Origin of the sequence: Pseudoalteromonas sp. DY56-GL79, assembly GCF_041414765.1 — a bacterium.
GTDB classification, from domain to species: Bacteria; Pseudomonadota; Gammaproteobacteria; order Enterobacterales; family Alteromonadaceae; genus Pseudoalteromonas; species Pseudoalteromonas piscicida.
The window spans coordinates 38952-65818 of sequence record NZ_JANHZS010000032.1; the positions used below are offsets into that span (position 1 = coordinate 38952).

The window sequence follows — 26867 nt, forward strand, 5'->3', positions numbered from 1 at the left end:
TTAATTTCTGAAGCACGTTGCTTGGTCAAATTTACCACGGCAAAGAGCTTGTTATACGGACTTGAACGAGCCACGCCCGTGGCTCAAGTTAGCCCCGAGAATATGCGCTCCTCCTAGGAGCATAATAAAAACACTCGGATAGTTAAGGGTTGTCTGTATGAAAATGCGCAAAAAGCTCATTATTAGCTTTGTTCTCACTGTGATCATTCCTATTTTAGCGATTTCTGTGGTCAGCATTTCTCAGACCAAAAGTGACTCTCTCGATAAATTCCTTGATGCTTCTGGCAATGAGATAAGACAAGCCGAACAGTCTTTTGTACTGTTTTTTGAGCAGATGAAGAAAAATGCTCGCTTCCTCGCCGAGTCCAAGGCTGTGCAACAAGTGGGTCAAGACACCACCACTTATTTTGGTGCAGAGAAACCGATGACTCCGCTACAAAACGGTCAAACCGAAAGCAATATTTTTGAGCTTTATCGGGCATTTGGACAAACCCACGAAGAATTATTGTTTGTATATCTTGGCACTGGATCTGGTGGTTTTATTCAGTATCCTGCGGAGCCCCTTGGCGATTACGATCCAAGAAAACGCCCTTGGTATCAAAATGCCTCTAAAGATCCCAGCAAAGTTATCCTTACTGAGCCTTATCAAGGAGTAACAGGACAAGCCATGGTTTCTGTTGCCACAGGTATAAAACGTGACGGCAAAGTAATTGGCGTACAATCATTAGACGTAACGCTTGCTACACTGACCGATATCGTTAGCAATATTCGTCTTGGGGAGTCAGGATATTTAATCCTTCTTGATGCCGAAGGCACTGTACTTGCCGATCCTAAAAATAAAAATCATAACTTTAAACACATTAAAGATCTCACCAGCCCACTTTACAAGGCCATTCGCAGCGCCACAAACGAACCCTACCTCACTATTGAAACTGATAATAAAACCTATGATGCTAAGATTTATCGCTCTGACACACTCGGTTGGCAATTTATCGCGGTGATCGATGAAGATGAAATCTTAGCTTCAGCTTACGATATGACGATTAGTATCACTATTATCGCAGTCATCATGGTGATTTTATTTATTATTATTGCAATCACACTTGCCAATAAAATAGTTGAACCTATTGAAATGGTGTCTGATGGTTTAAAAGAAATAGCACAAGGTGAAGGCAACCTTTCCAAACGTTTAAAAGTCATCACCAATGATGAAATTGGAGAGCTGGCCGCGTGGTTCAATAAATTCTTGGACTCAATTAACTCGCTCGTAAAAGATATTCAAAGCAATGCCTCAACATTGAATGATGCTGCATTAGGGTCACAAAAGAGTATCAATGATATCCGTAATCAATGCCATGCGCAGGCTGAAGACTCCGCCAGTGCTACCACAACCACTGAAACCGTAGAACAACTTGCCACTGAAATAAGTGAAAGCTGCGGTCATACTTTGGAGGATGTCGTCACTGCGGACGGACACGCACAGCGTGGTAACAGCACAATAGAAAGTACAGTATCGCAGGTTGCGAGGCTTAATCATTCGTTGGCTGAATCCGCCAACGCCATGAACCAGCTCGAAAGTGAAAGCCAAGATATCACTAATATTTTGGGCGTGATCCGTTCTATCGCAGAGCAAACTAACCTTTTAGCGTTAAATGCAGCGATTGAGGCTGCCCGTGCAGGTGAACAAGGTCGGGGCTTTGCGGTGGTTGCTGATGAAGTAAGAACCCTTGCGCAGCGCTCACATGACGCCACGCAGGAAATAGAGCAAGTGTTAACCAATCTTATCGCCCAAACGAGGACGGTATCAGCCCAAATGACGTCAAGCGTAAGCGAGTCAGAGACGACTATCAAACAATCACAAAGCGCGCAGCAAGCATTTACTGATATCGCGCAGGCAGTATCAAGAATTAAAACTTCGGTTTCAAATATAGCATCACAAGCTTCATTACAAGGAGAAAATGCAGGCCACACTAGACGTTTGATTGACTCGGTGGATGTTTCTGTACGACAAGTCGGAGAAGAAACAGCCGCATTAAATGCAGGTGCTGACCAATTAGTTAGCTTAGCCAAAGACTTAGAGCGTTTGGTTGGCCGCTTTGATATTGACTGAATAGAAAACTAATATCTTGTTTTTCGCAATTGTGACAAAATATCGTCTCAATTAGTTGTCCTCATAATAAGAACTAGTTAGACTCGATAAATTGATTTATTACAGAAGAATAAAAATGAAGAAATTTAAATTTACATTAGTAGCAGCATCTTTGGTTGCTGTACTCGGTTGTCAAGAAGCGCCGTCACAACGCACAAAGTCTGAAGTCACAGCTGAACAATCCACAGCGGTAACTGCACCTGTAGCTGAAAAGATCCCACACAAGACCACCATTCACGGTCAAGAACTTGTTGATAATTATCACTGGCTACGTGACGATACCAGAAGTGACGAAAAGGTGTTGTCACACTTAAACAAAGAAAATGCCTATACCGACAGTAAGCTTGTAAACACAGAGCAACTCCAACAAACTTTATTTGACGAAATTAAAAACAAAGTGGTCAAAGATGACCGCAGCGTGCCAGTATTAAACGGCAGTTATTATTATTTTAGTGCCACTGAGGGTGACAAAGAATACTTCACTTATTACCGCAGCGAACATCAAGATGGTAAAAATGCAGAAGCTATCTTTGATGCGAATATCCGCGCTGAAGGTCAAAACTATTATGGTGTCGGTGGTCTTTCCATTTCAACCAACGAAAACCTGTTAGCTTTTGCTGAAGATACATTAAGCCGTCGAATTTATACGATTCGAATCAAAGATTTAACGACAGGTAAGTTATTGGACGATACGATTGAAGGCGCTTCGGGTCCTATCGTTTGGGCAAATGACAACAAAACTATCTATTACATCAAAAAAGATCCGGTTACTTTGCTTGGTTATCAAGTGTTCCGCCATACTCTAGGCACAGCACAAAGCACAGATGAATTAATTTACGAAGAAAAAGATAACAGCTATTACACGTATATCTCAAAGAGTAAAGACAAGAGCAAAATATACATTCACCATTCAAGTACCGAGGCGTCAGGTGTATCTTTACTCGACGCTGATAATGTAAAAGCAACTCCTGAGCGCTTTATTCCAAGAGAAAGTGGTCACGAATATAGCATTGCTAAACTTGGCGACTGGTATTACATCCACACCAATAAAGATGCCGTAAACTTTAAGCTGATGCGCGTTAAAGCCAGTGATGCAAGTGACGTTTCAAAATGGCAAACCGTTGTACCGCACAATGCCGATGCAAAACTAGACAGCTTTGAGCTATTTAATCAGCACCTAGTTTACGAAACGCGTGAAAATGGCCTTAGCCAAATCACTGTATTAAATTTAGATAATAACGAAAGCAAGCGTTTAACCTTTAATGACCCAGCTTACGCCGTTTATTTAACTAGTAACGAAAACCTAGATGCAAATGCGGTAAGAATTGGTTATCAGAGTATGACGACCCCGGCTTCTGTGTATGATGTCGACCTTGCTAGTTTGGACAAAACATTATTAAAGCAAGACAAAGTATTGGGCGACTTTGCACCTGAAAACTACCAATCTGAACGTATTTTTATCACCGCACGTGACGGCATAAAAGTACCGGTTTCAATTGTTTATCGTAAAGATAAGTTTAAGCAAGATGGTTCAAACCCGTTATTACAATATGGTTATGGTTCATACGGTTCTAATGTTGAGCCAACCTTTTCAATAAGCCGATTAAGCCTTTTAGATCGTGGTTTTGTCTATGCTATTGCACACATTCGTGGTTCAGAAACGCTTGGCCGTCCTTGGTATGATAATGGCAAAAAGTTAAACAAAAAGAACACCTTTAACGACTTTGTTGATGTCACTAAAGCACTCGTTGAGCAAAAGTATGGGGATGCTTCACGTATTTATGCCAGAGGTGGCAGCGCAGGTGGCCTATTGATGGGTGCAGTCATTAACCAAGCGCCAGAGTTGTACGATGGTGTACATGCGGCAGTTCCATTTGTAGACGTGATCAATACCATGCTTGACGAAACGCTACCGCTAACTACAAATGAGTACGACGAATGGGGCAACCCAAATGAGAAGACGTATTTTGATTACATGCTGTCTTACTCACCTTACGACCAAGTTAAAGCCCAAGCATATCCAAACCTGCTTGTAACCACGGGTTTGCATGATTCTCAGGTGCAGTACTTCGAGCCTGCGAAATGGGTCGCTAAGCTACGCGAATATAAAACAGACGATAATCTACTGCTGCTAAAAACTGATATGGAAGCAGGCCACGGTGGTGCGTCTGGTCGCTTTAAGCGTATCCACGATGTCGCATTAAGTTATAGTTTCTTTATCGCACTTGCTGAGAATAAACTGTAGTAAACGTTCACATTATACAAAGGAGGCTTCAGCCTCCTTTGATTGCTCTTGCCCAACTATTCAACTGACTTTCTTTAGTACACATTTTCCCTAAAAAGATCTAAATAACCTGAGGTTTGGATAAGGAATGTTCCAACTCATTGTTGCTAAAGCACAACTTAGTTTTTTCCTTGTCTAGCCAGAGAGTTTTAGGGAAAACAAGGCGAATTTACGCACCAATAGCTTGCTATTGGAAGTGAATTCAACGCAGTTAGCGCTAAAACTGGCTGCTAGAAAGACATTAATTATCCGCAGCTCAGGTTAAATATACTTTAGCAGTGTCAATACCTAAGTGCGTCAATCTAAGCATTGATGAAGCATATTAAATACATAAATATTGGGAATTTTTAGCCCAAGTTCTCCATAACACAAGTTTAGTACCCTCTCCTAACAAACTAGCTATTTGTTGGCTATATTTAAAAAATGACTACTCCGTACATAAGTGAAAAATGAATTTATTTCGCTTTGTTTTTATTTGCTACTGTATCTCTCTGCCGCTTTTATCTAGCGCTGCTCCCCATAAACCTGAATACTCGGCACCCATTAAAGTAACCATTTTGGTCGACGATGCTTACCCACCCTATAGTTATCAAATTAACGGCGAGCTTTATGGCATCTATGTCGATATAGTGAAGCAAGCTGCGCGTTTGCTGAGTCATGAATATCAAGTTAACTTGCAAGCGGTACCTTGGAAGCGAGGTGTTTCCTCTATGGCATCCGGTGATGCAATGGCGTTAATGCCACCTTATATTCATATCAAAAAACGCCCCTATATCTGGCCGTATTCAATTCCTCTTCAAGAAGAGGTGGTGGTTGCCTTTTGCAATCAGGGGATCACGTTAAAAAACTTGCCTCATGTAAAACCAGAAAGAGTGCTTAATATTGGTATTAATGCCGGTTATATCATCTTAGATGAAAGCCTAATGGAAGCGCAAAAACAAGGACTTATTCAACTTTGGGAAAACAAAAGCACACGTTCAAATATCGAAAAGCTCGCACGTGGGCGCATTGATTGTTACGTCAATGATCGCCTTTCCACGTTACTTGGTATTAATAAAATGTCACAGATAACACCAAGTTTAAACACCAGTAATATTGTTGAAGATAAAATAGTAATGCGTCGCACTGCCCACATTGGGTACTTAAAAGGATTTGAAGAAAAATATCCATTTAAACAAGATTTTATCCTAAAGATGGATGCAGCATTGAGGCAGGTAATAGACAACGCAGCAGCGGCAGAAGAGTAAGCCGTTCGTAAAAAAGGAATTCAGATTAAAATTCAAGTTTAATTAAGTATTTATTCATGCATTATATGCTCCTCTTTGTTAAATGTATCATTTATAAGGACGTAAAAATGAACAAAGAGAAGTCGGCTAAAAATACTGTAAGCGCATTTTACAAAGGAGTCTGCAGCCATTGGAGTGTAACAATGAAGTTATTATTATCAATTGTACTTTTTGCGCTATTACCCACCTCTAGCTATGCAGAAAGCTGGCCTAAACCACAATGCCAAGGCGAGCCATACTGGCTTGAATTTAGTACAGTGAAGCTCTGCATCCCCAAGCAAAACGTTACTCATCTCAATATTCTTCATTCAGAGTTACCCTCGTTCACCGTTACAACTGAGTATGGTGAAGTCATTTTTCAGATACAAACGGCTGAGAATATTACCGGCGGTCTACATAGTAAGTATGAGCTTGATCTTGCGTCTTATTTTATCGCATTGAAAAACAAAGATAAGCCAGCCATTGATTACAATATTGCCTATCAAGTCCATGAGCTTACATCACCTAACGACATTGGCATATTTAACACTGGAGACTGGCTGGCCGTATCGCTAACCAACAACACTCGTAGTTTTGATGAGCTTTTTATCTTTAACAAATCTAGCCAACACATACTGCATATTGGTGGGCAATTTGATAGTGTTGAAGCTAAAACACTATTAGCTCAGTTCCGTTTACCATGACTGAATGATAGAGAAAACTATTAAAAATATAATAATTACAATATAAACAAGGATTTACTATGCGATACCTTACAGCAATAGGGACTTTTTTATTAGCTGCTTACTCTATCTATCTGAATACGGTAATCTCAGACTTAGAGTTTGAGCGAGATAATTTGGAGGAGCGTATCGCAGCTCTCTCCAGCAACATTAAAGCTTCCGACAATTTAAAGCCACACCTCCAAGAAGTAGCTATCAGCAAGCCAAAGCCTAATGGTAAGTTTGCGGATGAGAATAGCACTAACCAATATACTGAAATCAAAACACCTAAAGAAAGTGAGGAAAGAACAATCACGCCTTCGAATGATAAGGGCTTTAACGAACAATCTGTAGACGAAACTTGGGCATTCGAATTTTCCGATCAAATTCATTACTTTTTCATGGAAAACAACATTCTAAACAAGCTACGCGTAACTAATATTGACTGCCGTGAAACGGCCTGTCGAGTGGATATATATATCAATAAAGATGAACCAATCGAAACCGCAACGGCTATTGGTAAAATATTTGGGAGCGATAAACGCTGGCAAGATCACCCCTTCTACTTTAATTCAACGCCTGAAGATGGGGTGATCCAAGTTGAAATCAACAGATACAAATAGTTAGAAGTTTGGAAGCGTTATCTCTCAGCGCTTCCGAGCAAATAGGTATTCGTTAAGATAGCTCTAAGCGAAGTCTTGTACAACCGTAGATTTTAAACACGCAAGGCTAGAAAACACATGTTTCAAATTCGTCCATCCTAATCAACGTGACACCAATAAATCCGCTCAAAATTCACTTTTGCTCACTTTTTAAACAAAAAGTTGCAAACTTCATTGGACAGCGCCTTAAGAACGCTATACTATATGCAGGCTTTAGATACTTAGAGCACTTACTACTGCTGCACTGTTTTTTCTTGATACTCTTTTTTTTAAAAAGTCGTTTATAGATATACCAATGCGTTACTAGCTAAGTTTTATCTATCGCTTTATCGGTGATTTTCACCACATATTTAATTTTTTGAAAAAGGTTTCAATTATGTCTAACACAGTAAACGGCACAGTTAAGTGGTTCAACGAAGAGAAAGGTTTTGGTTTCATCACTCAAGAAAACGGCGGTAAAGATGTATTCGTACATTTCCGTGCTATCGTTTCTGACGGTTTCAAAACTTTAACTGAAGGCCAATCAGTGTCTTTCACAGTTGAAGAAGGCCAGAAAGGTCCTCAAGCAAGCAACGTAGTAGTTAACTAATACGTATTGCTCAGAGCTAGTGCCTGCACTAGCTCTACGAATTCCCCCACTCCTCACTTAGCCTTTCGGCAACATATCTGACAGTAACAACGCAATCCCCAAAAATGACATAAAACCCGCTATATCTGTAATTGTCGTAAGTACAATTGATGAAGATTGCGCAGGGTCGAGTCCAAATTTTTTCAATGCTATTGGTACAATGGCGCCTGAGCTTCCCGCAATGACAAGAGACGATATCATCGCCAGCGCAATAACAAGTGCAAGGCCGAGTGATTGACTCCACAAATATACGCCAATGCCACAAGTAACCGCTATTGCTATGCCATTTAACAGCCCAACCATCATTTCTTTTAGCATCACCTGATACCAGTGTCGCGTTGAAATTTCTCGTAGTGTTAAGCCTCGCATCGTTACAGCCAAAGCTTGAGCCCCTGCGTTACCCGACTGCCCAGCTGCTACTGGCAGCAAAATAGCTAAAGCGGTAACTTGAGCAATCAAACCCTCAAATGCCCCCACTACGGCAGCGGCTGCAAATGCGGTTAACAAGTTAATTTGTAACCACGGAAGCCGTTTCTTTACTGCAAACCAACTACTTGATAGGGCTTTTTCGTCTTTACTTGCACCTACCATGGTCTGCATATCACTCGCTAAATCTTCTTTGGTTGACTGGTAGGCATCAAAAAATCGGATCTGCCCAACTAGCTGTTGCTGCGCATCAAGTACTGGAATTGCTCGCACTTTGTGCCCTTCAAACGCTTCCACGACCTGATCTTTATGATCCATCACATTTAGCGTGACTCGGATCGGCGTCGCAACCTGCATTAGCGTTTTACTTGAGGAACTTCCCACTAAAACATTGAGTGTTGTCTCACCCACTAAATCCTGCTGCTCGTTTAATACGTAGATGACGTCTGGCACTTTACCGTCTAATCGTTTCAGTTGCGCGAGCACTTCACGTAGTGTTGTATCTGAGTAAAACGCTTGCACCTTTTTGTTCATCATTCTCGCAGCGGTATTTTCAGGAAAAACCAGCAACTCACTGAGCTCATTCGCTATGGTTGAATGCTGCTCTTTTAATTTAGCGAGTAGCACCTGCTGCGCTTCCTGCGACTGCTTGTTCAAAAGCCCGACCGCAATATGGCTATCTAGGCTCACGATAAATTGTGCTTGATAATCCACCGGAAATTGCTGGAAAATTTGTTCAGCGGCTCCCGGCGGCAAATATTTCCATAAACGATAAATGATATGTTGTGCCTGCTGTTGTAATAATTCAGCGGCTTCGTCTGGAGGTAAAGTGCCAAGGAGCTGCGCACTTTTGAGCGGAAACTTATTTAAAAACTCATCACTGAGCTGCTCTACCGCTGACTCTAATGTATCTTTTGCTGCGCCCATCGCTTATTTCCCCTTGACCTTAACTGGCACCAATGTATCTAACATACTGGCAAACGAACTGGTGTAGGTATCTAACAAATCTAAAGATTCGCTTGGCTTGTCTTTTGTTTCATCCATTCGACCCAGTGCACTTCTCACCCTGTGATGTGGCAATACCCCAATAAAATCACCACTTCGATTGGCAACTGCAACCTGATCTTGTTGCGCCCAAACGGGCGATTTCAATGCACTATGCAACTCGGTATAACCACTTAGAGAAACGACGTGAGTATCCATTAAATCTGCAATTTTCTGTTGCGGCGCTTTGCGAAGCAAATGAGTTAGTGATAGCTGACCCACCACATGGCGATGCTGGTTTACCACATAAACTAGCGTAAACCCGATATAGTCACGTTTTTTTAAGCGCAGCAGTGACTCCTCAACTGTCATTGTTTCTTCAAGAATTAATACGTCCGTTTCAACCCATGCTCCCACGGTATAATCAGGGTAGCTAATCAACATCTTACAGAGTGTTTGTCGTCTTACTGAGATGAGGTTAAGAAAACGGGCAAGTTCTTCATCCTGTAAATGCCTAAAGATAGCTGCAATATCAGCCAACTTCATTTTGCCAAGCCACCTAGCAATATCCACATCCGTTTGCGTTATCAGAATTTCCGCTGCACTGCGGGGCTGCATGACTTTAAGCACGTTTAAAGCAACTTCATTTGGTAACGTTTTTAGTAACTCGGCAGCTACATCTGGCGTTTGCAAAGAAAGTAAGCGCGCGGCGCCAGCTGGCTCTTCTTGTAAAAAGTGTTGCGCAATTTTGAGGTTTAACGCTGACATAGAGCCTCCCTACTGCTTACTTGAATGGCTGTGTGTCGCGGTAATATGTGCCGATTCTTTTAAAAATTGCCTTGCCGGTATTAGGGTTCTCCCTTTTTGGGTTTCAATCACTAGCATCGTTGCCGTGATTTCGGTGAGCGTACCTGAAACGCCTGCAATTTCAATTTGATCGTTAATTCGACAGTGACGCAGCGCTTGTTTTGCCGCGACGGTATTTGCGATTAGCTCTCGACTCCCAAGACCAAAGGCCAATGCAACTCCTGCACACAATACGCCTGTCAGCACCACCACCATATTGGTCACAAATTGAATATTGATCCCTAATTGCTCAATACCGATTACCGTTGCGGTAAATAGGATAGCGAGTTTGGCTATGTTACCCGCAACTTCGACTCGCGCAAACCCAACTGACTGCACTCCGGCTCTTGCCATGGCACTGGCCAAATTACCAAGCAGATAACCACCAACGATAATAAATATACCAGCGAGTAGATTTGGTAAGTAACTAAGTAGCGAGGAGATCCAATCACTGAAGAAGTTTAAGCCAAGGCTGGACGTGGCTGCTGCGATAAAAAACATCATCGTGACCCAAAACACGGTTTTCCCTATTAATCGAGCGTGTTTTAGATTTAGCTGAAGCGTTTGTTCAGTTTGCACTCGTTGGCTCAAGCCCGCCAATGCGCGATTGCAAAGCTTAAATAACGAAATAGTCAGTTTGCTCAATAGCCACGCCACTATCCATCCGACGAGCAGCATAAGTGCCGCGCCCAATAGTTGCGGTGTATGAGTAACAAGTTGATTGATTAATTGCTCGTAACTGGCAGATAAGGCCTGTTGCCAATTATCAAAGGTATCCCCGGTGGCCATGTACACTCCTGAATTAGCTGAAACAACTTACTTTTAAATCAATACATTCATTGTTATCACAGTGTTAGCCGTTGTCCAGAGAATTCCCCAAAGTCCTAAATATTTAAACTACCAACAATACATTTGGGAACATTTTCATGTAAGTGGAAGCAATGAAGACGCAAAAACAAGTACCGTCTTTGCGCCCTAGTTGTTTCTTTATATTGGGTGATATAGCTACCTAAAGCGGATGGTTTCTCGCTCACCCATTTCTTCCGGTTCCACATTTTTACCCACGGCTAGTTTTAATAAGCCGCTCAAGTCGGGGCTAACATGCCAAATTTCAGCATCATCCAGTTCAAAACGGAGCATGATAAGCTCGGGGTCATCTTTACCCTTTTCAAACCAGCTCTCGGCCTGTCTTGACCAATGAGCATCAAGTACGTCTTGTCGTGTTTCTTCAATTAAGTGTCCGCGAATACAAGCAAATACATTGTGCCCTTTACTGGAAAATTGTGCTGTTGCTTTGCCACACTTAGCAATACGATTTGTTTTACTGGTAAAAAACCAAAACTCGCCGTTGGCATCTTTATCCAACTGTGCTCGCATTGGCTCATGGTGATTATTGTCATCACTCAAACCAATCATCACATTGGGGCTGCTGTCTAGCGCTTCCCAAAAAGTTTTCTTTATGTCTGACATTATCTTCTCCTTATTTATACCAATTAGCGTCTGCTTGAAACGGCACAAACCCACTCTTTCAATTAATTGATAGTATCTTGTTGCAGAGCCTCAATAATTGCTTCATTAAAAGCATCAAGATCATTTGGATTGCGACTTGTGATCAAGTTGTCGTCTACCGCAACTTTAAGGTCAATCCAGTCTGCGCCTGCATTTTTAAGATCGGTTTTGATACTTGGGAAAGAGGTAAGCGTTTTTCCCTCCACCAACTGGGCTTCGATTAACAGCCAAGGGCCGTGGCATATCGCTGCAATTGGACGCTTATTACCAAACTGTGAAAAGGCTTGAATAAATTTAACCGCCGATTTTTCCTGCCTTAGTCTGTCAGGGTTGAATAACCCGCCTGGTAAAACGAGCCCCGCATATTTACTGGGTTTGGCTTCACCCAAGGTTAAATCAACGGCGACTTTCTCACCCCAATGGTCTTCATCCCAAGCGGTAATATCTCCCTTTTTTAATGAAATGATATCAACATTAAATCCTGCGCTTTCAAGCGCCTGCTTGGGTTTAATCAGCTCACTTTGTTCGAATCCATCAGTGGCTAAGATCGCGACTGAAATATTGTCTGACTCCGTCATCATTCTCTCCTTCAATACGTTACTGATATTGAGATAGAAGCACATGCAGAATTGATACCACCATATAACCTTATGATATATATAAACATTAAAGATTAATGTATTGATTGGATGTAATCTTTACAGAACTAAGGAATGTAAATCTGGACTAGGTTAGCCCTAGTCCATCTTTATTATAATGAAGAGATAGAGACTGAGTTTGTGCCAAACTCAAACACGTTCAACTTTCCGCATTGAGCAAAGTGATTATTGCTCGTATATGGCGTGTCTTGTTGGTTAATATCCCCTTCCCAACCTTGACCATTTTTAACGAATGCTTTTACTTCAAACCAACCGTTGAATGTTTTGCTACAGTCCATTTCTACTTCCAGCAACCAGTAATGTGCTCCCCATTGATTGAGTGACATGACGCCAAAACCATCGCTGTCGTAACGTTTTTCCACGCCCCAGTTAGCAGGCCAAATATTGGTTGTCCAATCCAGCGGACTCCCTTGGGCATCACTAGACTGCCCAGTTTCAGCCGCTAGCCAATCCAATCTGTTATCAGCTACTTTCCAAGCCGCAGTTGTCATGTTTCGGATGTTCAAATGCTTGATAGGTAAAGAGCAAAGAATAGGATTGGCGCTACAATCAATCCCGCGCTGCAATGCTGCGGCATGATCAAGGCCACCTCGAACGAACATATCCTGGCCAGATTGAGTTTCTGCTTTAATAAAGACTAATGTGCGTTGCCAATCACCAATCTCTGGTGGTGTTGCCAGTTTACTTTGATGATGAATGGCTAAGGCATCCATAGCAGCTAAATTAATTTGTGCGTAACCATTGGTATCAACTTCGATGCTTCTACCCGCGCAGTTTTCTTGGCCGATACCTCCACTTAGCACATCACAATAGGTTCCGGCAGAAAGCCCCGTTTGCAGGCTTTGGACCATACTAGAAGATTCGCGGTTAATGGCGACAAAGCCTAAATCACCTCGAGAAAATGCAATTTGGTTATTACCATTGTCCCACCAATTTGCCACCGTCCAATTGCCATTAGTATGATTTCTAAACTGCATTGCACCTGCAATCATTGGGCGACGATGCTCACACTGCCATAATTGACTGGTGCAATTGAGGTTACCATTTTGATGAACAGGCACCAAAGGGCCACCAGCATCAGTGTCGCCATTAAATTCGTAGCTCGACATCACTTTAGGATAACCATAAGGATATGCCAGCATAAATACATTCGCTAAATCATACAGTTTACCATCATGAAAGGTAACGATGGAGCCTGCACCACCGTGCCCGCGTTGGTTGTCATGGTTGTCTGTAAATACCACGGCTTTATAACTTGGCATCATACCCCAAGCTTCGCCAAAGCTTTTTAACCAAGCCAACTTGCCTTGCTTAAATGTCTCGCTCAGTTTAATGCTGTATTTAAACTCAGTGACTAAACCATTTTGATGATATTCAGAAGCAGAAACCGCCTCGCCTCCTTGATCAATCACCTCTTGGAAAACGACCGCTGGTTGATTTAACTTGGCTAACACATCGCCAATATCACTTGCAGGCATGTGCTTGCTTGCATCTAACCTAAACCCTGCCACGCCCAGAGACTGTAAATCGTTCAAAAAGCCCGCTAGGGTATTTTGTACGTAGCTCGCATCGGTGTCTAAATCATGAAGCCCTACGAGTTCGCAGTGCTGTACTCGCCATGCATTATTACCGTAGTCTTCAGGGTTTATTGCACAGGTTTCATGAAAATCTTGTGGACTATAGATAGGATATTGTTTGTTGCCAAAAGTGTTACCCGCAACTCCGGTCCCGCTGCCATGAGCCATGTGGTTTATAACGGCATCAACATAGATATCTACTCCGGCAGATTTACACCTCGCGACCATATCGGCAAATTCGGCTCGACTGCCACTACGACTCGCAATCTCATAACTGACTGGCTGATAACGAGTCCACCATTGATCCCCTGTAATATGCTCATTGGGTGGTGATACTTGCACTGCCGCGTAGCCATTTGGCCCCAAAAACGTTTCACATTCCGTAGCAACATCTGGCCAAGACCATTCGAATAAATGAACGAATGTTGTTGGGTCGCCTTCAGCGGCATGTGCTGGTGTAACGCAACTGGATGTTAACAACACTCCCGCTGCAATTTGGTTTAGTTTTATATTTTTCATTATTGCGCCTCTTATTCACACAAGATTAACAATATAGAATTCCTAGCTAAACAATCTATTGAATACGTATGCATAAGATCATCGATGTTCGACTGCTGAACGATAATTTGAGGCTTTAAAAAGCGAGTTTAATAAGGTGACACGCTTGCTTACACTTTAAGCAGCGTAAGCGCTTGAACTCATTTTGGAGAAAATGTAGTTTCAATTGGTCTTTGAAGTAGACAGCTTCAAGCACTGATATAAATAATAACAATATGGATAAACGATGCTAAATCGAATCAAATCAGGGCTCATGATTGTTGGGCTCTTCTGTGCTCACGTCAGTGCACAATCTCAATCACTTGAGTTAGAAGCCGTTTCGGTCTCAAAGAATGTCTATAGCGTAATATCTCCTTTTTATGGCAGACCAACAGTTGAAAATAAAGGGTGGAATTCAAACAGTCATTTTATTATTACGACTCAAGGTGTGTTAGTGTTCGATTCTGGTTCATCCGAGCACATTGGTAACGCTATTATCGCAGCAATTAAACGTGTAACTGAACAGCCAATTCGCTGGGTAGTCAACTCTCATAGCCATGCCGATCATTGGCTTGGTAATGCCGCTTTTGCAAAGCTCGGTGCAGAGCTTATCTCCACCTCTTTGTCCGCTGAGACGATGAAAAGCGATGGACCGGTTGATGTTAAGGCATTTTTTAATATGACTAAAGGCGCAACTGGTGAGAGCACACTCGTCATCCCTACCTCAATCATTTTACATCAACAAACCCGTACTTTTGGTGATACTGAAGTTGAATTTGTATTCGCCAACGATGGCCATTCGCCAGGTGATGTTATGCTTTGGCTACCCAAACAACGCATTCTAATTGGTGGTGACGTAGTAAACTCCAACTTTATGCCCATTATGACACCTAGAGGTAACATTACCCAGCTCATTTCGGTACTCAAAGAAGTGGAGCAATTAAGCCCTCTCCTCGTACTAACCGGACACGGGGAAAATACCTCGGTGAAATCAGTTTCTAGAGATATTCAATTTTTAACTTATGCCTCGAATGCAGTACATGAAGCACTAGTAAAAGGTACAACGCCAGCAAAGATACAAGAATCATTACAAGCTACATTGCGTACAAAGTTCGGTAAAGCGTATCAAGATTTTGATACCAGTATTTCGTACCTATTGGAAATGATGATTGATAAACAGCGGCTTCAGTTTTCTCCAATAACATAAATATAACAACAGAGGAAGTTGATGTAGCTTTGAAAGTAACAACACAGCCAGCCTCCTCTAGTCAAAAATGAACGCCAACCCAATAATTGACATTAACAAAACGAACGATATTAAACCCGACCAATTAATAACTTTATTCATCAAATTACATTGAAATATTGTTAATAAATTTGTTCTATTAAATTTTTACGAAAAAAACAATTGCAAAAATAAAAACAAAAATCCTATAAGTCCCTGCTTTAGGTGACGGTTTTTAATAACTGTCGATACTAGGCTTCAAAACATCAACTACACTCAAATGACATCTTTGTATAAAAAACCCACAAAGATGTCATTCAAAGCAGTTCTATTAATGTTATCAACCTAGTAACTGAAACACTCAGGGGTCACTATGATTACACAGCGCTCACTTTTAAGCCGTGTTCGTAAGATTGTCTCTAACAGCTGCATAGCTGGCAGTATATTTTTCGCCTTAACCTCATCCGCATTTGCACTCGAAAATTGGAAGAAAGTCGAACGACTCACGCCATCAGATGAAGTGACAAATGCTGATGAACTGGTCTTTAAAGTCACGTTTGTTAATGCACATACCGTTGCACCAACTGCCAGTGACTTTACGATACTAGGTGATGAGAAAGACACTGACAACAACACAACTGTTGACACAGGTAGTAAAACAACCGCATCAGTCACACAAGTCACCGTCGACTCGGGTAATAGCTCGATTTACCACGTTACGCTCTCTGGAGGTGACCTTGCCAGCTACAATGGTGTTGTCTCGTTGTTACCGGCGAGTAACCGTATTAAACCTGAAGTATTTGAGGCCTACTATGTTAGTAATGGCACAACGTTGCCTGCTTCAGATAAACTCATGGTATTTGACTACGCCGACCAAACAAGCGAATTGAGTAATGGTAACTTTGGTGCAACTGCAGCAGAAGCCAGAGCGAATGCTGATGCAATGTGCAAAAGTAAATTTATACGCAAGCATAGCCGTTTAAACAATATAATTGATAGTTCAGCGCCAACCGCTGTAAGTAATGGACCCGTCAACGCACACGCAGTTATGTCATTCACTGCATCGGATGATATTGCCAGCCTTGACACCAATTACAGTATGCCTAGTGTCAATGTCTATAATACCGGTGGCACAAAACTGGCAGATACAGATTGGGATGATTTTGTTAATGGAACATTGAGCTCTCTTAACAGTAATGCGCCAGATATATTAGAATCTTCAGGTAACGTTAAATACTTTTGGAGCTTTTCAGAATCCAATGGCACTCTAAGTACCGCAAGCAACTGCTCAGGAGGTACTTCATCCTCAAGTAGCGTCAAAGGAATAGTCAATCAAAATGGCAGCTGGTATGCATTAATTGGTAGTATCCCCTGTAATAACGCTATCAACTTTATCTGTGTTGCATGGCATGAGTCAGCCTATCTAGACGCTAATATCTCCAACACAGCTCCTACAATTAGCAATTTACCAACAAGTTTTACTGTGACAGAAGATGTCGCGACAACGATTGTTCTCTCTGCAGTAACGTTAGCTGATGGAGAAGATGACAACTTAACAGTCACCTTAGCGCTGGACAGCGGCACCATCGCAAGCACTGATGGCAATGGTACAGTGAGCAGCGTCACAATAGCTGGAAGTGGTACCGCAAGTATGACATTAAGTGGGTCGGCGGCTGCGCTTAATACCTACCTCGATGTGACGACTAAACTCAACATTACCACGGCAGCAGACGCTACAACGGCGATGACGCTTACGGTTACGCCGAATGATGGTACCGTTGATGGTAGTGCCGCAACCAGCACAGTAAACGTCACGGCAGTCAACGATAAGCCAACGTTTACTTCTACAGCGGTCACTGCATCAACTGAGGATTCAGTATACAAATATTCAGTGACAACTAGCGACCCAGACAAAGACGCAGTCACCGTTTCCGTCTCGGCTAGTACTCCGCTTCCTAGCTGGTTAAGCTTAAACACAAGCACAGAGGCAACGGTGTCGACCCTTGCAGGTCAAAGTTCGGGCTATGCAGATGGTACAGGCACTGCCGCCTCGTTTAAATCGCCGTATGACTTGGTAACCGACAGTAACGGTAACGTGTACGTCGCTGACTATGGTAACCATGTTATCCGTAAAATAACCCCTGAAGGGGTAGTAACGACACTAGCTGGTTCTGGAAGTGCAGGCTCTGACGACGGAACAGGAAGCGCAGCTTCGTTTAACTTCCCCAAAGCCGTTACGCTAGATTCATCTGGTAATGTTTACGTTGCAGATTCTTCTAACAATACTATTCGTAAAGTTACGCCAGCAGGTGTAGTAACGACCTTTGCTGGTAGCGGCACCTACGGTAGCGATGATGGAACGGGTACGGCCGCAACCTTCGCAGCACCAACTGGGATTACTATTGACAGCAACGGGAATCTTTATGTCGTAGAGACAAACCCTCATATTGTTCGTAAAATTACACCTGCAGGCGTCGTAACTACATTTGCAGGTAGTAAAAATTCGTCGGGATTTACGGACGCAACAGGAACATCTGCAACATTCAACTTCCCTTATAATGGTGGCAGTAATAGCAATAACGACCTATTTATTGCTGACCGCAACAATCACGCTATTCGTAAAGTCACCTCGGCAAGTGTTGTAACCACTTTTGCAGGCACAGGCTCTGCAGGTTCAACAAACGGTACAGGAACGCAAGCAAGCTTTAATAAACCTTATGATGTGGCCGCAGATAGCGCAGATAACCTTTATGTAACCGAGCAAGCTGCACACACCATTCGTAAAATCACCAGTACTGGAGTGGTAACAACCTATGCAGGAAGCGCAGGGGCTTCAGGAAATACCGACGGCCTAGTAAGTGTGGCACGCTTTAGTCAACCCTATGGTATTGCGGTTGACAGTAATGACGTTGTGTACGTTGCAGATACAGGTAACCATCGTATTCGAAAGATATCACCTGCTGAAACGACCTTAACAGGTACACCGACCAACGACGATGTTGGCGATCACTATATTTGTTTAATTGTTTCCGATGGTACTGAGACTAGTGAGCAATGCTTCACCATTACGGTTACAAACGTTAATGATGCGCCCGTTGTCGCAACGAATACGGGTTTAACGCTTGATGTAGGCACAACGATAAACATCACGAATTCTGCGCTGTCTGCAAGCGATGTAGATGATAGCGGTACAGGTTTGACGTATACGATAACCACCTTACCAAGCCACGGAAGCCTCTTTGTAGATGCCAACAGTAATGACAGCTTAGACAGCGGTGAAGCACTCGGCAGCAATGGTACATTCACACAAGCTGATATTGAGAGTGGTAATCTCTTTTATACCCACGACGACTCTCAAAATGCGAGTGATAGTTTTGTCTTTTCATTAGAGGATGGCTTGGAAGACGGTGTTACCGCTATTACCAACCAAACCTTTAGTTTTGTTGTTGTACTAAATAAAGCACCGGTTATTAGCGGTACTCCAGCTGCGACCGTTAACGAAAATGTTGCATATAGTTTTACGCCTACCGCAACTGACGAAGATAACGACACCTTAACATTTAGCATCACCAATAAACCAAGCTGGGCAACCTTTAGCACCTCAACAGGTAGCTTGACGGGAACACCTAGTTATACCGATGCAGGTGCATACAATGGTATTGTTATTACAGTGAGTGATGGCACAGCCAGTGATACCTTGAATTTTGATATTACTGTCGTCAATGTGAACCGCACACCAAGTATTAGTGGAACACCAGCGACCAGCGTTGATGAAAATAGCAGCTATAGCTTTACTCCAACAGCCTCTGATCCTGACGGAGATACGCTTACTTTCAGTATCACCAATAAGCCAAGTTGGGCTACTTTCAGTACTAGCACAGGAGCCTTGAGCGGCACACCAAGTTTTACTGATGCTGGTGACTACAACGGTATTGTAGTTACAGTCAGCGATGGCAACGCAACACAAACGCTGAGCTTTAATATTAGTGTTGTAAATGTGAATCGGGCACCATCTATCAGTGGTACTCCGTCTACTTCGGTACTTGAAGGTGGTGTTTATAATTTCACACCAACGGCAAGCGACCCTGATAATGACAACCTGAGCTTCTCCATTACTAATCAGCCGGGTTGGGCATCATTTAGCTCGACGACAGGAGCACTAACAGGAACTCCAGACTTCGATCAGTCGGGTACTTACAGCGGTATAGTTATTACGGTAAGTGATGGTAGTGCCACTCAAAACCTGACATTTTCTATCACCGTAAACGATGTGAATCGAGCTCCTACAATAAGTGGAACACCTCCTCCCACGGTAAATGAAGGAGTAAGTTATAGCTTTACCCCAATCGCTTCCGATGACGATAATGACAATCTTACCTTTAGCATTGCCAATGCGCCTGATTGGGCAACATTCAGTAGTACAACGGGTACACTAGCTGGTACTCCAACCTTTAATGATGGTGGCGAGCAATACAACATCACAATTCGTGTTAGCGATGGTATTGAAGGTGCAAACCTTAACTTCTCGCTAAGTGTGGTCAACATCAACCGCTTGCCAACTATCAGTGGTACACCAGGTGTGAAAGTCACTGTCGGGGAAACCTATAGTTTTATACCAGCAGCAACAGATGAAGATGAGGACACGCTAAGCTTTACGATCACGAATAAGCCAAGCTGGGCAATATTCTCAGCATCAACCGGTGAACTCTCTGGTACACCATCAGAGACAGATATTGGTACGACTAGCGGTATTCAAATAAGCGTTAGTGATGGCACTGACAATGCGAGTTTACCAGCATTTAACCTTGAAGTGGTTGCTGAAAACACAGCACCAACGGGTGAGAATCTCTCGCTCAGCGTTAAAGAAGACACCTCTTTGACTATTCTGCCGACATTACAAGATGCTGAAGATGATACCTTAACGCTGACAATTGGTAGTCAGTCGACAAATGGTTCATTAACCAGCAGTGGTACAGGCTGGGTATATCAACCAGAAGCCGACTTCAATGGGGACGATAGCTTTACCTATTCAGTAAGCGATGGAGAGCTGCAAAGTGATAGCTATACCGTTACATTAACTATCACAGCTGTAAATGATTTGCCTATTGCCAATAACGATAACTTCCAACTTGATGGTAGTGCCAACAATACGTTCACCCTGAATGTGTTAGCCAATGATACCGATGTTGATGGTGATACCCTTATTATTGAAGGCGTCAAGGCAAGTTTAGGCAGCGCAAGCGTAGTCGACAATGCACTACAGTACACCGCTCCAAGTAACTTCGCAGGCGCTGTTACTCTGAATTACGCTATTCGTGATGGTCATGGTGGTCGAGCTAAAGCAAGTGCGCTGTTAGAAATAAGTGGTGCAGTCAATGGTGAACCTCCTGTTGTCACCGCCCCTGCCGATCTAGAAGTTAATGCTTCGGGCCTATTCACCAAAGTGAACTTGGGTACTGCGACAGCACTCAATAGCAGCGGTGAGCCTTTACCCGTTACGCTAACAGAAGGTAAAACCATTTTTGCACCGGGAGTACATAACGTCTACTGGCAAGCAACAGATGCAAACGGTAATTTAGGAACCGATCAACAGCTGTTGAGAGTTAATCCGCTAGTGTCGTTGAGTAAAGATAGAACCATTGCTGAAGGCGCTAAGATAGACATTCAAGTGCTACTAAATGGCCCTGCTCCACAATATCCAGTAACAGTCGATTATACCGTAACAGGTAGCGCAATATCTGGTGTGGATCATGACTTGAGTAGCGGATCGGTGACGATAAACTCGGGCACGAAAGCCAACATTTCAATTCAAACTGTTGCAGATGGGGAGTTTGAGGGAGATGAAACGATCACGGTCAGCTTGAATAGCGGTGTTAATCTTGGTGCAAAACGGGAAACCACTATTACTGTGAGTGAACAAAATATTGCGCCTGAAGTCTCGCTAGTTGTGACTCAGAATGACCAAAACAGGCTAACCGTTAGCCAAGATGAAGGAACTGTATCTGTCGTTGCAACGGTAAGTGATCCAAATGTTGGTGATACTGTGGCGAGCACATGGAAAGTAACGGGCATGACTTCCGATCAATATACGGAAGATACACTGCAACTGAGCTTTAACCCGCAGGATCTACAACCAGGCACTTACAAGGTGACACACACAGCAACAGACTCAAGTAGTGCACAAGATAGTGATAGCGTATTTATCCAAGTGACCCAATCATTGCAGCAATTATCTGATACGGAAGATACCGATGGCGATCTCATCCCTGACAGCCAAGAAGGTTATGCCGATGACGACGGTGACGGGATCCCTGATTTCCAAGATGCAATCACCGAGTGTAATGTTATGCCTCAAGAAGTGGTTACACAGGATGGCTTCTTAGTTGAAGGTAACCCTGGAGTCTGTTTACGTAAGGGCGAGTTTACCGCGAGCGGTGAAACTGGTGGGCTACTGATGACAGATGACGAGGGTAACTCACAACTGGGCAGCGATGATGATGCGCAAATCACTGGCGGCTTGTTTGACTTTATCGCTTATGGATTACCTAAAGCAGGTCAAGTTTATCAACTAGTGATGCCACAACGCTTACCTATCCCAAGAGATGCCGTTTATCGTAAGTTTAAAGCGTCATCAGGCCTTTGGGTGAACTTTGTGGAAGACGCAAATAACCTTGTCTTTAGTGCAGAAGGTGAACCTGGCATTTGTCCTCCTCCAGGAGATGAAAATTGGTCGCCAGGACTGACTGAAGGTCATTGGTGTGTGCAACTTCAGATAGAAGATGGTGGTATCAATGATGACGATGGTGAAGCAAATGGCAGTATCGTAGACCCAGGAGGTGTGGGTGTACTACTTTCAAATAATCAGATGCCTGTAGCCCTAGACGATACAATTAGTATGAAGTGGAACACCAATATTACTATTGACGTCTTAGCGAATGACACTGATGCTGATGGAGATATGCTTACCATAGCAAATGCGTCAGCCAGTTTTGGCGAAGTACAGATCAATTCAGATAATACCCTGTACTACACACCAAACGCAGGATATATAGGAGTAGATACTCTGAATTACGCCATAACTGATGGTAATGGAGGAACCGCAGGAGCGAGCGTAGTAATTACTGTAGTTGCCAATACGGCTCCCATAACGGTTTCCGATGTTGCAACGGTTGTTTCAGGAAAGCCAATTACCATTAATGTGCTAGCAAACGACAGTGATAGCGATGGCGATACGCTGCAAGTAACTGAAGCAACAGCACAGCACGGTAGTGTCGCAGTTAATGCCGATTACAGCTTAACCTATCAGTCAAATGCTGGGTTTGTTGGCAGTGAAACCGTTACCTACACAATCACAGATGGTGAGGCAAGTGTCCAAGGTAGTGTGAATATTACTGTCAACAAAGCACCTACCGATACCGTCACGAACGAGAGTGATGGCGGTAGTATGCCATTATGGTTGATTTGGGTCTGTCTGGCACTTGCTGTAGTTCGCCGTTGGCAAGCTACTACGCGTTAACCACCTTAACAGGTTAACAATCTAACGATAGGGGGTGATGAAGTTAAGCTTCATTACCCCCTTCTTTTTGCGATAAAACACAGTGCTAACAGAAGCGAGTATGCTCGGTTATTCACTCATCTAATTGATACTTTTTAAGTGTTGCCTGATAAATACCATTCGTCTTAAGTTGTATCAAACCCTTATTGAACACCTCAATTATTGCTATTGCATTCGGATGAGATTTGCTAACGCCAATATGAAGCGGCCATTGTGCTATGGTCGGTTGATGTACTTTGAAGCTGCGAAATTCAGCGTGTTGAGATTGTAAATACACAAAAGCAAGCTCGTCGCTAACTACAGCATCTACTCGCGCTTTATTGAGAAGCGACAAACAGGAAGTCAGGTTTGTGAGCTTTTCTAGGCGAATTTGTGGGATCTGAGCGAGTGCAATTTCAGAACGAAAGCCCCGAATAGCACATACACTTAGTCCTTTAAGATCGTCCAACTCTTTAAAATGAATGGTTGGCTCTGTACGTGAAATAAGTACCAGCCTATTACTGTGATAAGCATTGCTAAAAATAAAGCGTTCATCGCGACTTTCAGAACGCCATAAAGTGGGGATCATATCGACCTGCCCTTTCTCAACCATTCGCATGGCACGACTGAATGGCATAATGAGCATTTCAAAATCTTGATTCTCGGCCTTAAATGCCGCGCGAACTAAATCAACAGTAAAACCGGAATGTTCGTTAATGACGTAGGGAGGCCAAACATTATGTGCTCCCACTATGGCATCATTTGCCGATGATGTGCATGACAGGGCAATAAACAGAAGGCATGACTGTTTTACACTCTTTATCGCCATGTTTACGCACTCCCGCCTTCACTTTCAAACTAAGTTGACTGGCAACTTTGCTACAAATACTTGCTCCGATCCTAATTGAGTATAGCGCAACCGTTGCATCTCGAAATATACACATAATTGCTCACAGGCAACGTTTGAATATGGCATAAAATTCAACGACTTTTGTCCTTCAACACACAATTTAGTGTAAACCAATGTAAACAAACAGTGAAGTTTAATTGAATTGTCATCAATAGCGCTTAAAATACTGCGTCCGAATAAAAATTCGGATAATTCTAATACACGGGAAAATAAAAAATGATTAAAAAATCTATCCTAGCTTCAGCTATTGCATTAGCTTGCCTAAATGCACAAGCAGAGGTGATTATCTCTGAGTATGTTGAAGGTAGCAGTTATAACAAAGCCATTGAGCTCTACAATGGTAGTGACGAAGCTGTCGATCTAACTGGTTACTCAGTCAATTTTTTCTTTAATGGCGCAACAGAAGCCCGCACGAACATTGAGTTAAGTGGTGAACTTGCGGCTAAATCAACTTATGTTATTGCTCATGCTGACTCCGCAGCAGAGATCATCGCAAAGGCACAGTTAACAAACACAAGTAGCTGGTTTAATGGTGATGACGCCGTTACGCTTACGCTCAATGGTGCAGTTGTTGATAGCCTAGGTCAGGTGGGTGTCGACCCAGGTAGTGAATGGATTGATGGCGATATTAGAACAAAAGATAAAACGCTTGTCAGAGATCCTGCAATAACCACTGGCCGCACCGATGCAACTTCTGCATTTGTTGGCGCTGGACAATGGCTTGCACTTGCTAAAGACGATTTTAGCAACCTAGGTATCCACATTAATGGCGGTGACGTACCTGAGCCAGAGCCTGTTATCTGTGGCGAAAATAATACCTTGATCAGTGCCATTCAGGGCGCAGGCGATGCAAGTCCATTAGCTGGAGAAACGGTTGAAGTTCAAGCTGTTGTCACTGCAAGCATGCAATCAGATGCAGGGCTTGGTGGCTTCTTCATTCAAGAAGAAAGCACTGACTATGATGCTGATAGTAATACGTCCGAAGGTATTTTTGTCGTATATACTGCAACACCAGTAAGTACAGGAGATGTGGTTAAATTACGTGGTAAAGTTGAAGAGAAATATGGTCAAACTCAACTTATTAACGTCGACGCAATTGAGTTATGTGGTTCTGCTACGGCTTCAGCAACTACCGTTACTTTACCTGCAGAGAATGGTCTTGAAGCCTACGAAGGCATGTTGGTTTCGATTTCAAATGAGTTGGTCGTTAACGATACATACGGACTTGCACGTTACGGCGAAGTACGCTTAGGTACTGAACGTTTGTACCAAAGCACTCAAGTAGCTACTCCTGGTGATGCAGCAAACCAGCTAGAAGCTGAGAACAAGCGCAAAGAAATTTTACTGGATGATGGTTCATCAGTACAAAACCCTGACGTTATTCCTTACCCATCACCCACACTAGATGCCTATAACACCTTACGACTGGGCGATTCTGTGACGGGCCTTGAGGGTGTAATGGGATATGGTTATAGCCAATACCGTATTCACCCAACGACAACACCAAACTTCGTTCATACTAATCTACGTACAGAAGCACCTCAGGTAGAAGTGCGTGGAGATTTACGTATTGCTAGTTTCAACGTATTAAACTACTTCAATGGTGACGGTCAAGGTGCAGGTTTCCCAACGTCACGAGGAGCTGACAATCTAGAAGAGTTCGAACGCCAAAAAGCAAAAACGGTTGCTGCAATTTCGGCGCTCGATGCCGATATCATCGGTCTACTTGAAGTAGAAAACGATGGCTTTGGTGAATTTAGTGCGATTGCCGATCTCGTTAACGCTTTAAATGCGACAGATTCTTCTAACACTTACGCATTTGTAAACCTTAATGTTGACCAAGTGGGTGGGGATGCAATTACATCCGGCATCATCTATCGTAGTAACAAGGTAGCTGAAGTAGGCACGCCAGCATTTACCGAAACAGTACCATTTGATTACGGTAACCGTCCTCCTGTCGTACAAACTTTCAAAGAGGCAAACGGCGAAGAAATCTTCACTGTGGTAATGGCTCACTTACGCTCTAAAGGCAGTTGCTCAAAAGCTGAGGGCTTAGATCAAGACCAAAATGATGGTCAAGGTTGTTGGAACCAAACTCGAGTCACAGCGGTTAATACCCTAGCGACTTGGCTTGGCACAAATCCGACAGGAGTTGCAGAAGATGATGTGATTATTCTAGGTGACATGAACGCGTACGCTCAGGAAGATCCAATCAACACCTATGTCGAGAATGGTTATGCCAACATCAAGCAAACGCTTCATGGCAATAGCTTAGATTATTCATACGTGTATCAAGGACGTATCGGTAGCCTAGATCACGCCTTTGCTTCAAACACGATGATGGAGAAAGTAAAGTCAGTAACGGATTGGCATATCAATGCTGACGAACCCGTTGCGCTAGATTACAACACTGAGTACAAGTCAGATACTCACAAAGCAAGTCTTTACGCAACACACGCTTATCGCGCATCGGATCATGACCCTGTGGTTATCGACCTTAACCTTGCTAAAGAGCCGACGATTATTGAAGGCGAGTTTACAGGCCTTGCAGGTTGGTTCTGGTGGCAACATCGCTCAATTGAGCTACCAGCGGGCTTTGATAAACTAGAAGTATCAATCACAGGTCAAGGCGAAGCAGACCTATATGTACGCCATAAGAAAATGCCAAACTTCTTCAAGTACGACTGCCGCCCATACCTTTGGGGGAGTGAAGAAAGCTGTGTATTTGACGAGCCTGCAGAAGGTAAATGGAATTTCCGCCTACGCGGCCTATTCCCTTACTACAATGTAACTATCAAATATAAAGCGACAAAAGCGAATTAAAGTAATAACCATGGTAAAGGGAAGTAATTAGCTTCCCTTTCTTTTAAGAATAATTAACCTGAGGTTTGGATAAGGAATGTTCCAACTCATTGTTGCTAAAGCACAACTTAGTTTTTTCCTTGTCTAG

The 26867-nt window shown here is 43.0% G+C and carries 16 protein-coding genes; 9 read left to right on the plus strand and 7 right to left on the minus strand.

Features of this window, described 5'->3' with window-relative positions; genetic code table 11:
* The first annotated feature begins 157 nt into the window (after nucleotides 1-157).
* The 6 genes from NO992_RS20410 to NO992_RS20435 all read left to right on the plus strand — a co-directional run bounded on the left by NO992_RS20410 (nucleotide 158) and on the right by NO992_RS20435 (nucleotide 7671).
* Nucleotides 158-2110 (plus strand): methyl-accepting chemotaxis protein, encoded by a 1953-nt coding sequence (locus NO992_RS20410; RefSeq protein WP_371380164.1) that lies wholly within the window; start codon nucleotides 158-160, stop codon nucleotides 2108-2110.
* 115 nt (nucleotides 2111-2225) lie between these two features.
* Nucleotides 2226-4394, plus strand: a complete 2169-nt coding sequence (locus NO992_RS20415) for a S9 family peptidase (protein WP_371380166.1) — start codon at nucleotides 2226-2228, stop codon at nucleotides 4392-4394.
* 488 nt (nucleotides 4395-4882) lie between these two features.
* Nucleotides 4883-5680, plus strand: coding sequence for a substrate-binding periplasmic protein (locus NO992_RS20420; protein WP_371380168.1), 798 nt, complete (start codon nucleotides 4883-4885; stop codon nucleotides 5678-5680).
* A gap of 182 nt (nucleotides 5681-5862) precedes the next feature.
* A complete protein-coding gene (locus NO992_RS20425; protein ID WP_371380170.1) occupies nucleotides 5863-6402 on the plus strand; it encodes a hypothetical protein in 540 nt (179 codons plus the stop codon).
* 59 nt (nucleotides 6403-6461) lie between these two features.
* Nucleotides 6462-7043 carry a hypothetical protein gene (locus NO992_RS20430; protein WP_010369629.1) on the plus strand — a complete coding sequence of 194 codons (582 nt, stop codon included), beginning with the start codon at nucleotides 6462-6464 and terminating at the stop codon, nucleotides 7041-7043.
* A gap of 415 nt (nucleotides 7044-7458) precedes the next feature.
* Complete coding sequence (locus tag NO992_RS20435) at nucleotides 7459-7671, plus strand: cold-shock protein (RefSeq protein ID WP_010369631.1); 213 nt, start codon at nucleotides 7459-7461, stop codon at nucleotides 7669-7671.
* 57 nt (nucleotides 7672-7728) lie between these two features.
* On the opposite strand, the gene NO992_RS20440 is transcribed toward NO992_RS20435, so the two are convergent.
* The 6 genes from NO992_RS20440 to NO992_RS20465 form a co-directional block, all read right to left on the minus strand.
* Nucleotides 7729-9063 carry a magnesium transporter gene (locus NO992_RS20440; protein ID WP_371380172.1) on the minus strand — a complete coding sequence of 445 codons (1335 nt, stop codon included), beginning with the start codon at nucleotides 9061-9063 and terminating at the stop codon, nucleotides 7729-7731.
* A gap of 3 nt (nucleotides 9064-9066) precedes the next feature.
* Nucleotides 9067-9888, minus strand: a complete 822-nt coding sequence (locus NO992_RS20445; protein ID WP_253107295.1) for a magnesium transporter MgtE N-terminal domain-containing protein — start codon at nucleotides 9886-9888, stop codon at nucleotides 9067-9069.
* 9 nt (nucleotides 9889-9897) lie between these two features.
* Nucleotides 9898-10755 carry a mechanosensitive ion channel family protein gene (locus NO992_RS20450; protein ID WP_371380174.1) on the minus strand — a complete coding sequence of 286 codons (858 nt, stop codon included), beginning with the start codon at nucleotides 10753-10755 and terminating at the stop codon, nucleotides 9898-9900.
* A gap of 216 nt (nucleotides 10756-10971) precedes the next feature.
* The gene (locus NO992_RS20455) at nucleotides 10972-11436 is read right to left on the minus strand and encodes a pyridoxamine 5'-phosphate oxidase family protein (RefSeq protein WP_010369644.1); all 465 of its coding nucleotides are present in this window, start codon (nucleotides 11434-11436) and stop codon (nucleotides 10972-10974) included.
* A 62-nt stretch (nucleotides 11437-11498) separates the two neighbouring features.
* A complete protein-coding gene (locus NO992_RS20460) occupies nucleotides 11499-12053 on the minus strand; it encodes a type 1 glutamine amidotransferase domain-containing protein (RefSeq protein ID WP_010369647.1) in 555 nt (184 codons plus the stop codon).
* A gap of 173 nt (nucleotides 12054-12226) precedes the next feature.
* A complete protein-coding gene (locus NO992_RS20465) occupies nucleotides 12227-14230 on the minus strand; it encodes an alpha-amylase family protein (protein WP_371380176.1) in 2004 nt (667 codons plus the stop codon).
* A 265-nt stretch (nucleotides 14231-14495) separates the two neighbouring features.
* Between NO992_RS20465 and NO992_RS20470 the strand changes: the two genes are divergently transcribed.
* Together NO992_RS20470 and NO992_RS20475 are read left to right on the plus strand one after the other, a co-directional pair.
* On the plus strand, nucleotides 14496-15455 hold the full coding sequence (locus NO992_RS20470) for an MBL fold metallo-hydrolase (protein ID WP_010369653.1): 960 nt from the start codon (nucleotides 14496-14498) through the stop codon (nucleotides 15453-15455).
* A 391-nt stretch (nucleotides 15456-15846) separates the two neighbouring features.
* A complete protein-coding gene (locus tag NO992_RS20475) occupies nucleotides 15847-22989 on the plus strand; it encodes an Ig-like domain-containing protein (RefSeq protein WP_371380178.1) in 7143 nt (2380 codons plus the stop codon).
* A gap of 112 nt (nucleotides 22990-23101) precedes the next feature.
* On the opposite strand, the gene NO992_RS20480 is transcribed toward NO992_RS20475, so the two are convergent.
* Nucleotides 23102-23836 (minus strand): substrate-binding periplasmic protein, encoded by a 735-nt coding sequence (locus tag NO992_RS20480; protein WP_371380180.1) that lies wholly within the window; start codon nucleotides 23834-23836, stop codon nucleotides 23102-23104.
* Nucleotides 23837-24133: 297 nt separating this feature from the next.
* Here NO992_RS20480 and NO992_RS20485 point away from each other — a divergent pair, with 297 nt between their 5' ends.
* Nucleotides 24134-26740 carry an ExeM/NucH family extracellular endonuclease gene (locus NO992_RS20485; RefSeq protein WP_371380182.1) on the plus strand — a complete coding sequence of 869 codons (2607 nt, stop codon included), beginning with the start codon at nucleotides 24134-24136 and terminating at the stop codon, nucleotides 26738-26740.
* Nucleotides 26741-26867: the final 127 nt, after the last annotated feature.

Excerpts from the sequence above, each read along its gene's own strand:
- NO992_RS20440 (WP_371380172.1), bottom strand. The coding sequence starts at position 9,063 with ATGGGCGCAGCAAAAGATACATTAGAGTCAGCGGTAGAGCAGCTCAGT.
- NO992_RS20450 (WP_371380174.1), bottom strand. The coding sequence starts at position 10,755 with ATGGCCACCGGGGATACCTTTGATAATTGGCAACAGGCCTTATCTGCC.
- NO992_RS20445 (WP_253107295.1), bottom strand. The coding sequence starts at position 9,888 with ATGTCAGCGTTAAACCTCAAAATTGCGCAACACTTTTTACAAGAAGAG.
- NO992_RS20420 (WP_371380168.1), top strand. The coding sequence starts at position 4,883 with ATGAATTTATTTCGCTTTGTTTTTATTTGCTACTGTATCTCTCTGCCG.
- NO992_RS20455 (WP_010369644.1), bottom strand. The coding sequence starts at position 11,436 with ATGTCAGACATAAAGAAAACTTTTTGGGAAGCGCTAGACAGCAGCCCC.
- NO992_RS20470 (WP_010369653.1), top strand. The coding sequence starts at position 14,496 with ATGCTAAATCGAATCAAATCAGGGCTCATGATTGTTGGGCTCTTCTGT.
- NO992_RS20460 (WP_010369647.1), bottom strand. The coding sequence starts at position 12,053 with ATGACGGAGTCAGACAATATTTCAGTCGCGATCTTAGCCACTGATGGA.
- NO992_RS20415 (WP_371380166.1), top strand. The coding sequence starts at position 2,226 with ATGAAGAAATTTAAATTTACATTAGTAGCAGCATCTTTGGTTGCTGTA.
- NO992_RS20465 (WP_371380176.1), bottom strand. The coding sequence starts at position 14,230 with ATGAAAAATATAAAACTAAACCAAATTGCAGCGGGAGTGTTGTTAACA.
- NO992_RS20480 (WP_371380180.1), bottom strand. The coding sequence starts at position 23,836 with ATGGCGATAAAGAGTGTAAAACAGTCATGCCTTCTGTTTATTGCCCTG.
- NO992_RS20410 (WP_371380164.1), top strand. The coding sequence starts at position 158 with ATGAAAATGCGCAAAAAGCTCATTATTAGCTTTGTTCTCACTGTGATC.
- NO992_RS20430 (WP_010369629.1), top strand. The coding sequence starts at position 6,462 with ATGCGATACCTTACAGCAATAGGGACTTTTTTATTAGCTGCTTACTCT.
- NO992_RS20435 (WP_010369631.1), top strand. The coding sequence starts at position 7,459 with ATGTCTAACACAGTAAACGGCACAGTTAAGTGGTTCAACGAAGAGAAA.
- NO992_RS20485 (WP_371380182.1), top strand. The coding sequence starts at position 24,134 with ATGATTAAAAAATCTATCCTAGCTTCAGCTATTGCATTAGCTTGCCTA.
- NO992_RS20475 (WP_371380178.1), top strand. The coding sequence starts at position 15,847 with ATGATTACACAGCGCTCACTTTTAAGCCGTGTTCGTAAGATTGTCTCT.
- NO992_RS20425 (WP_371380170.1), top strand. The coding sequence starts at position 5,863 with ATGAAGTTATTATTATCAATTGTACTTTTTGCGCTATTACCCACCTCT.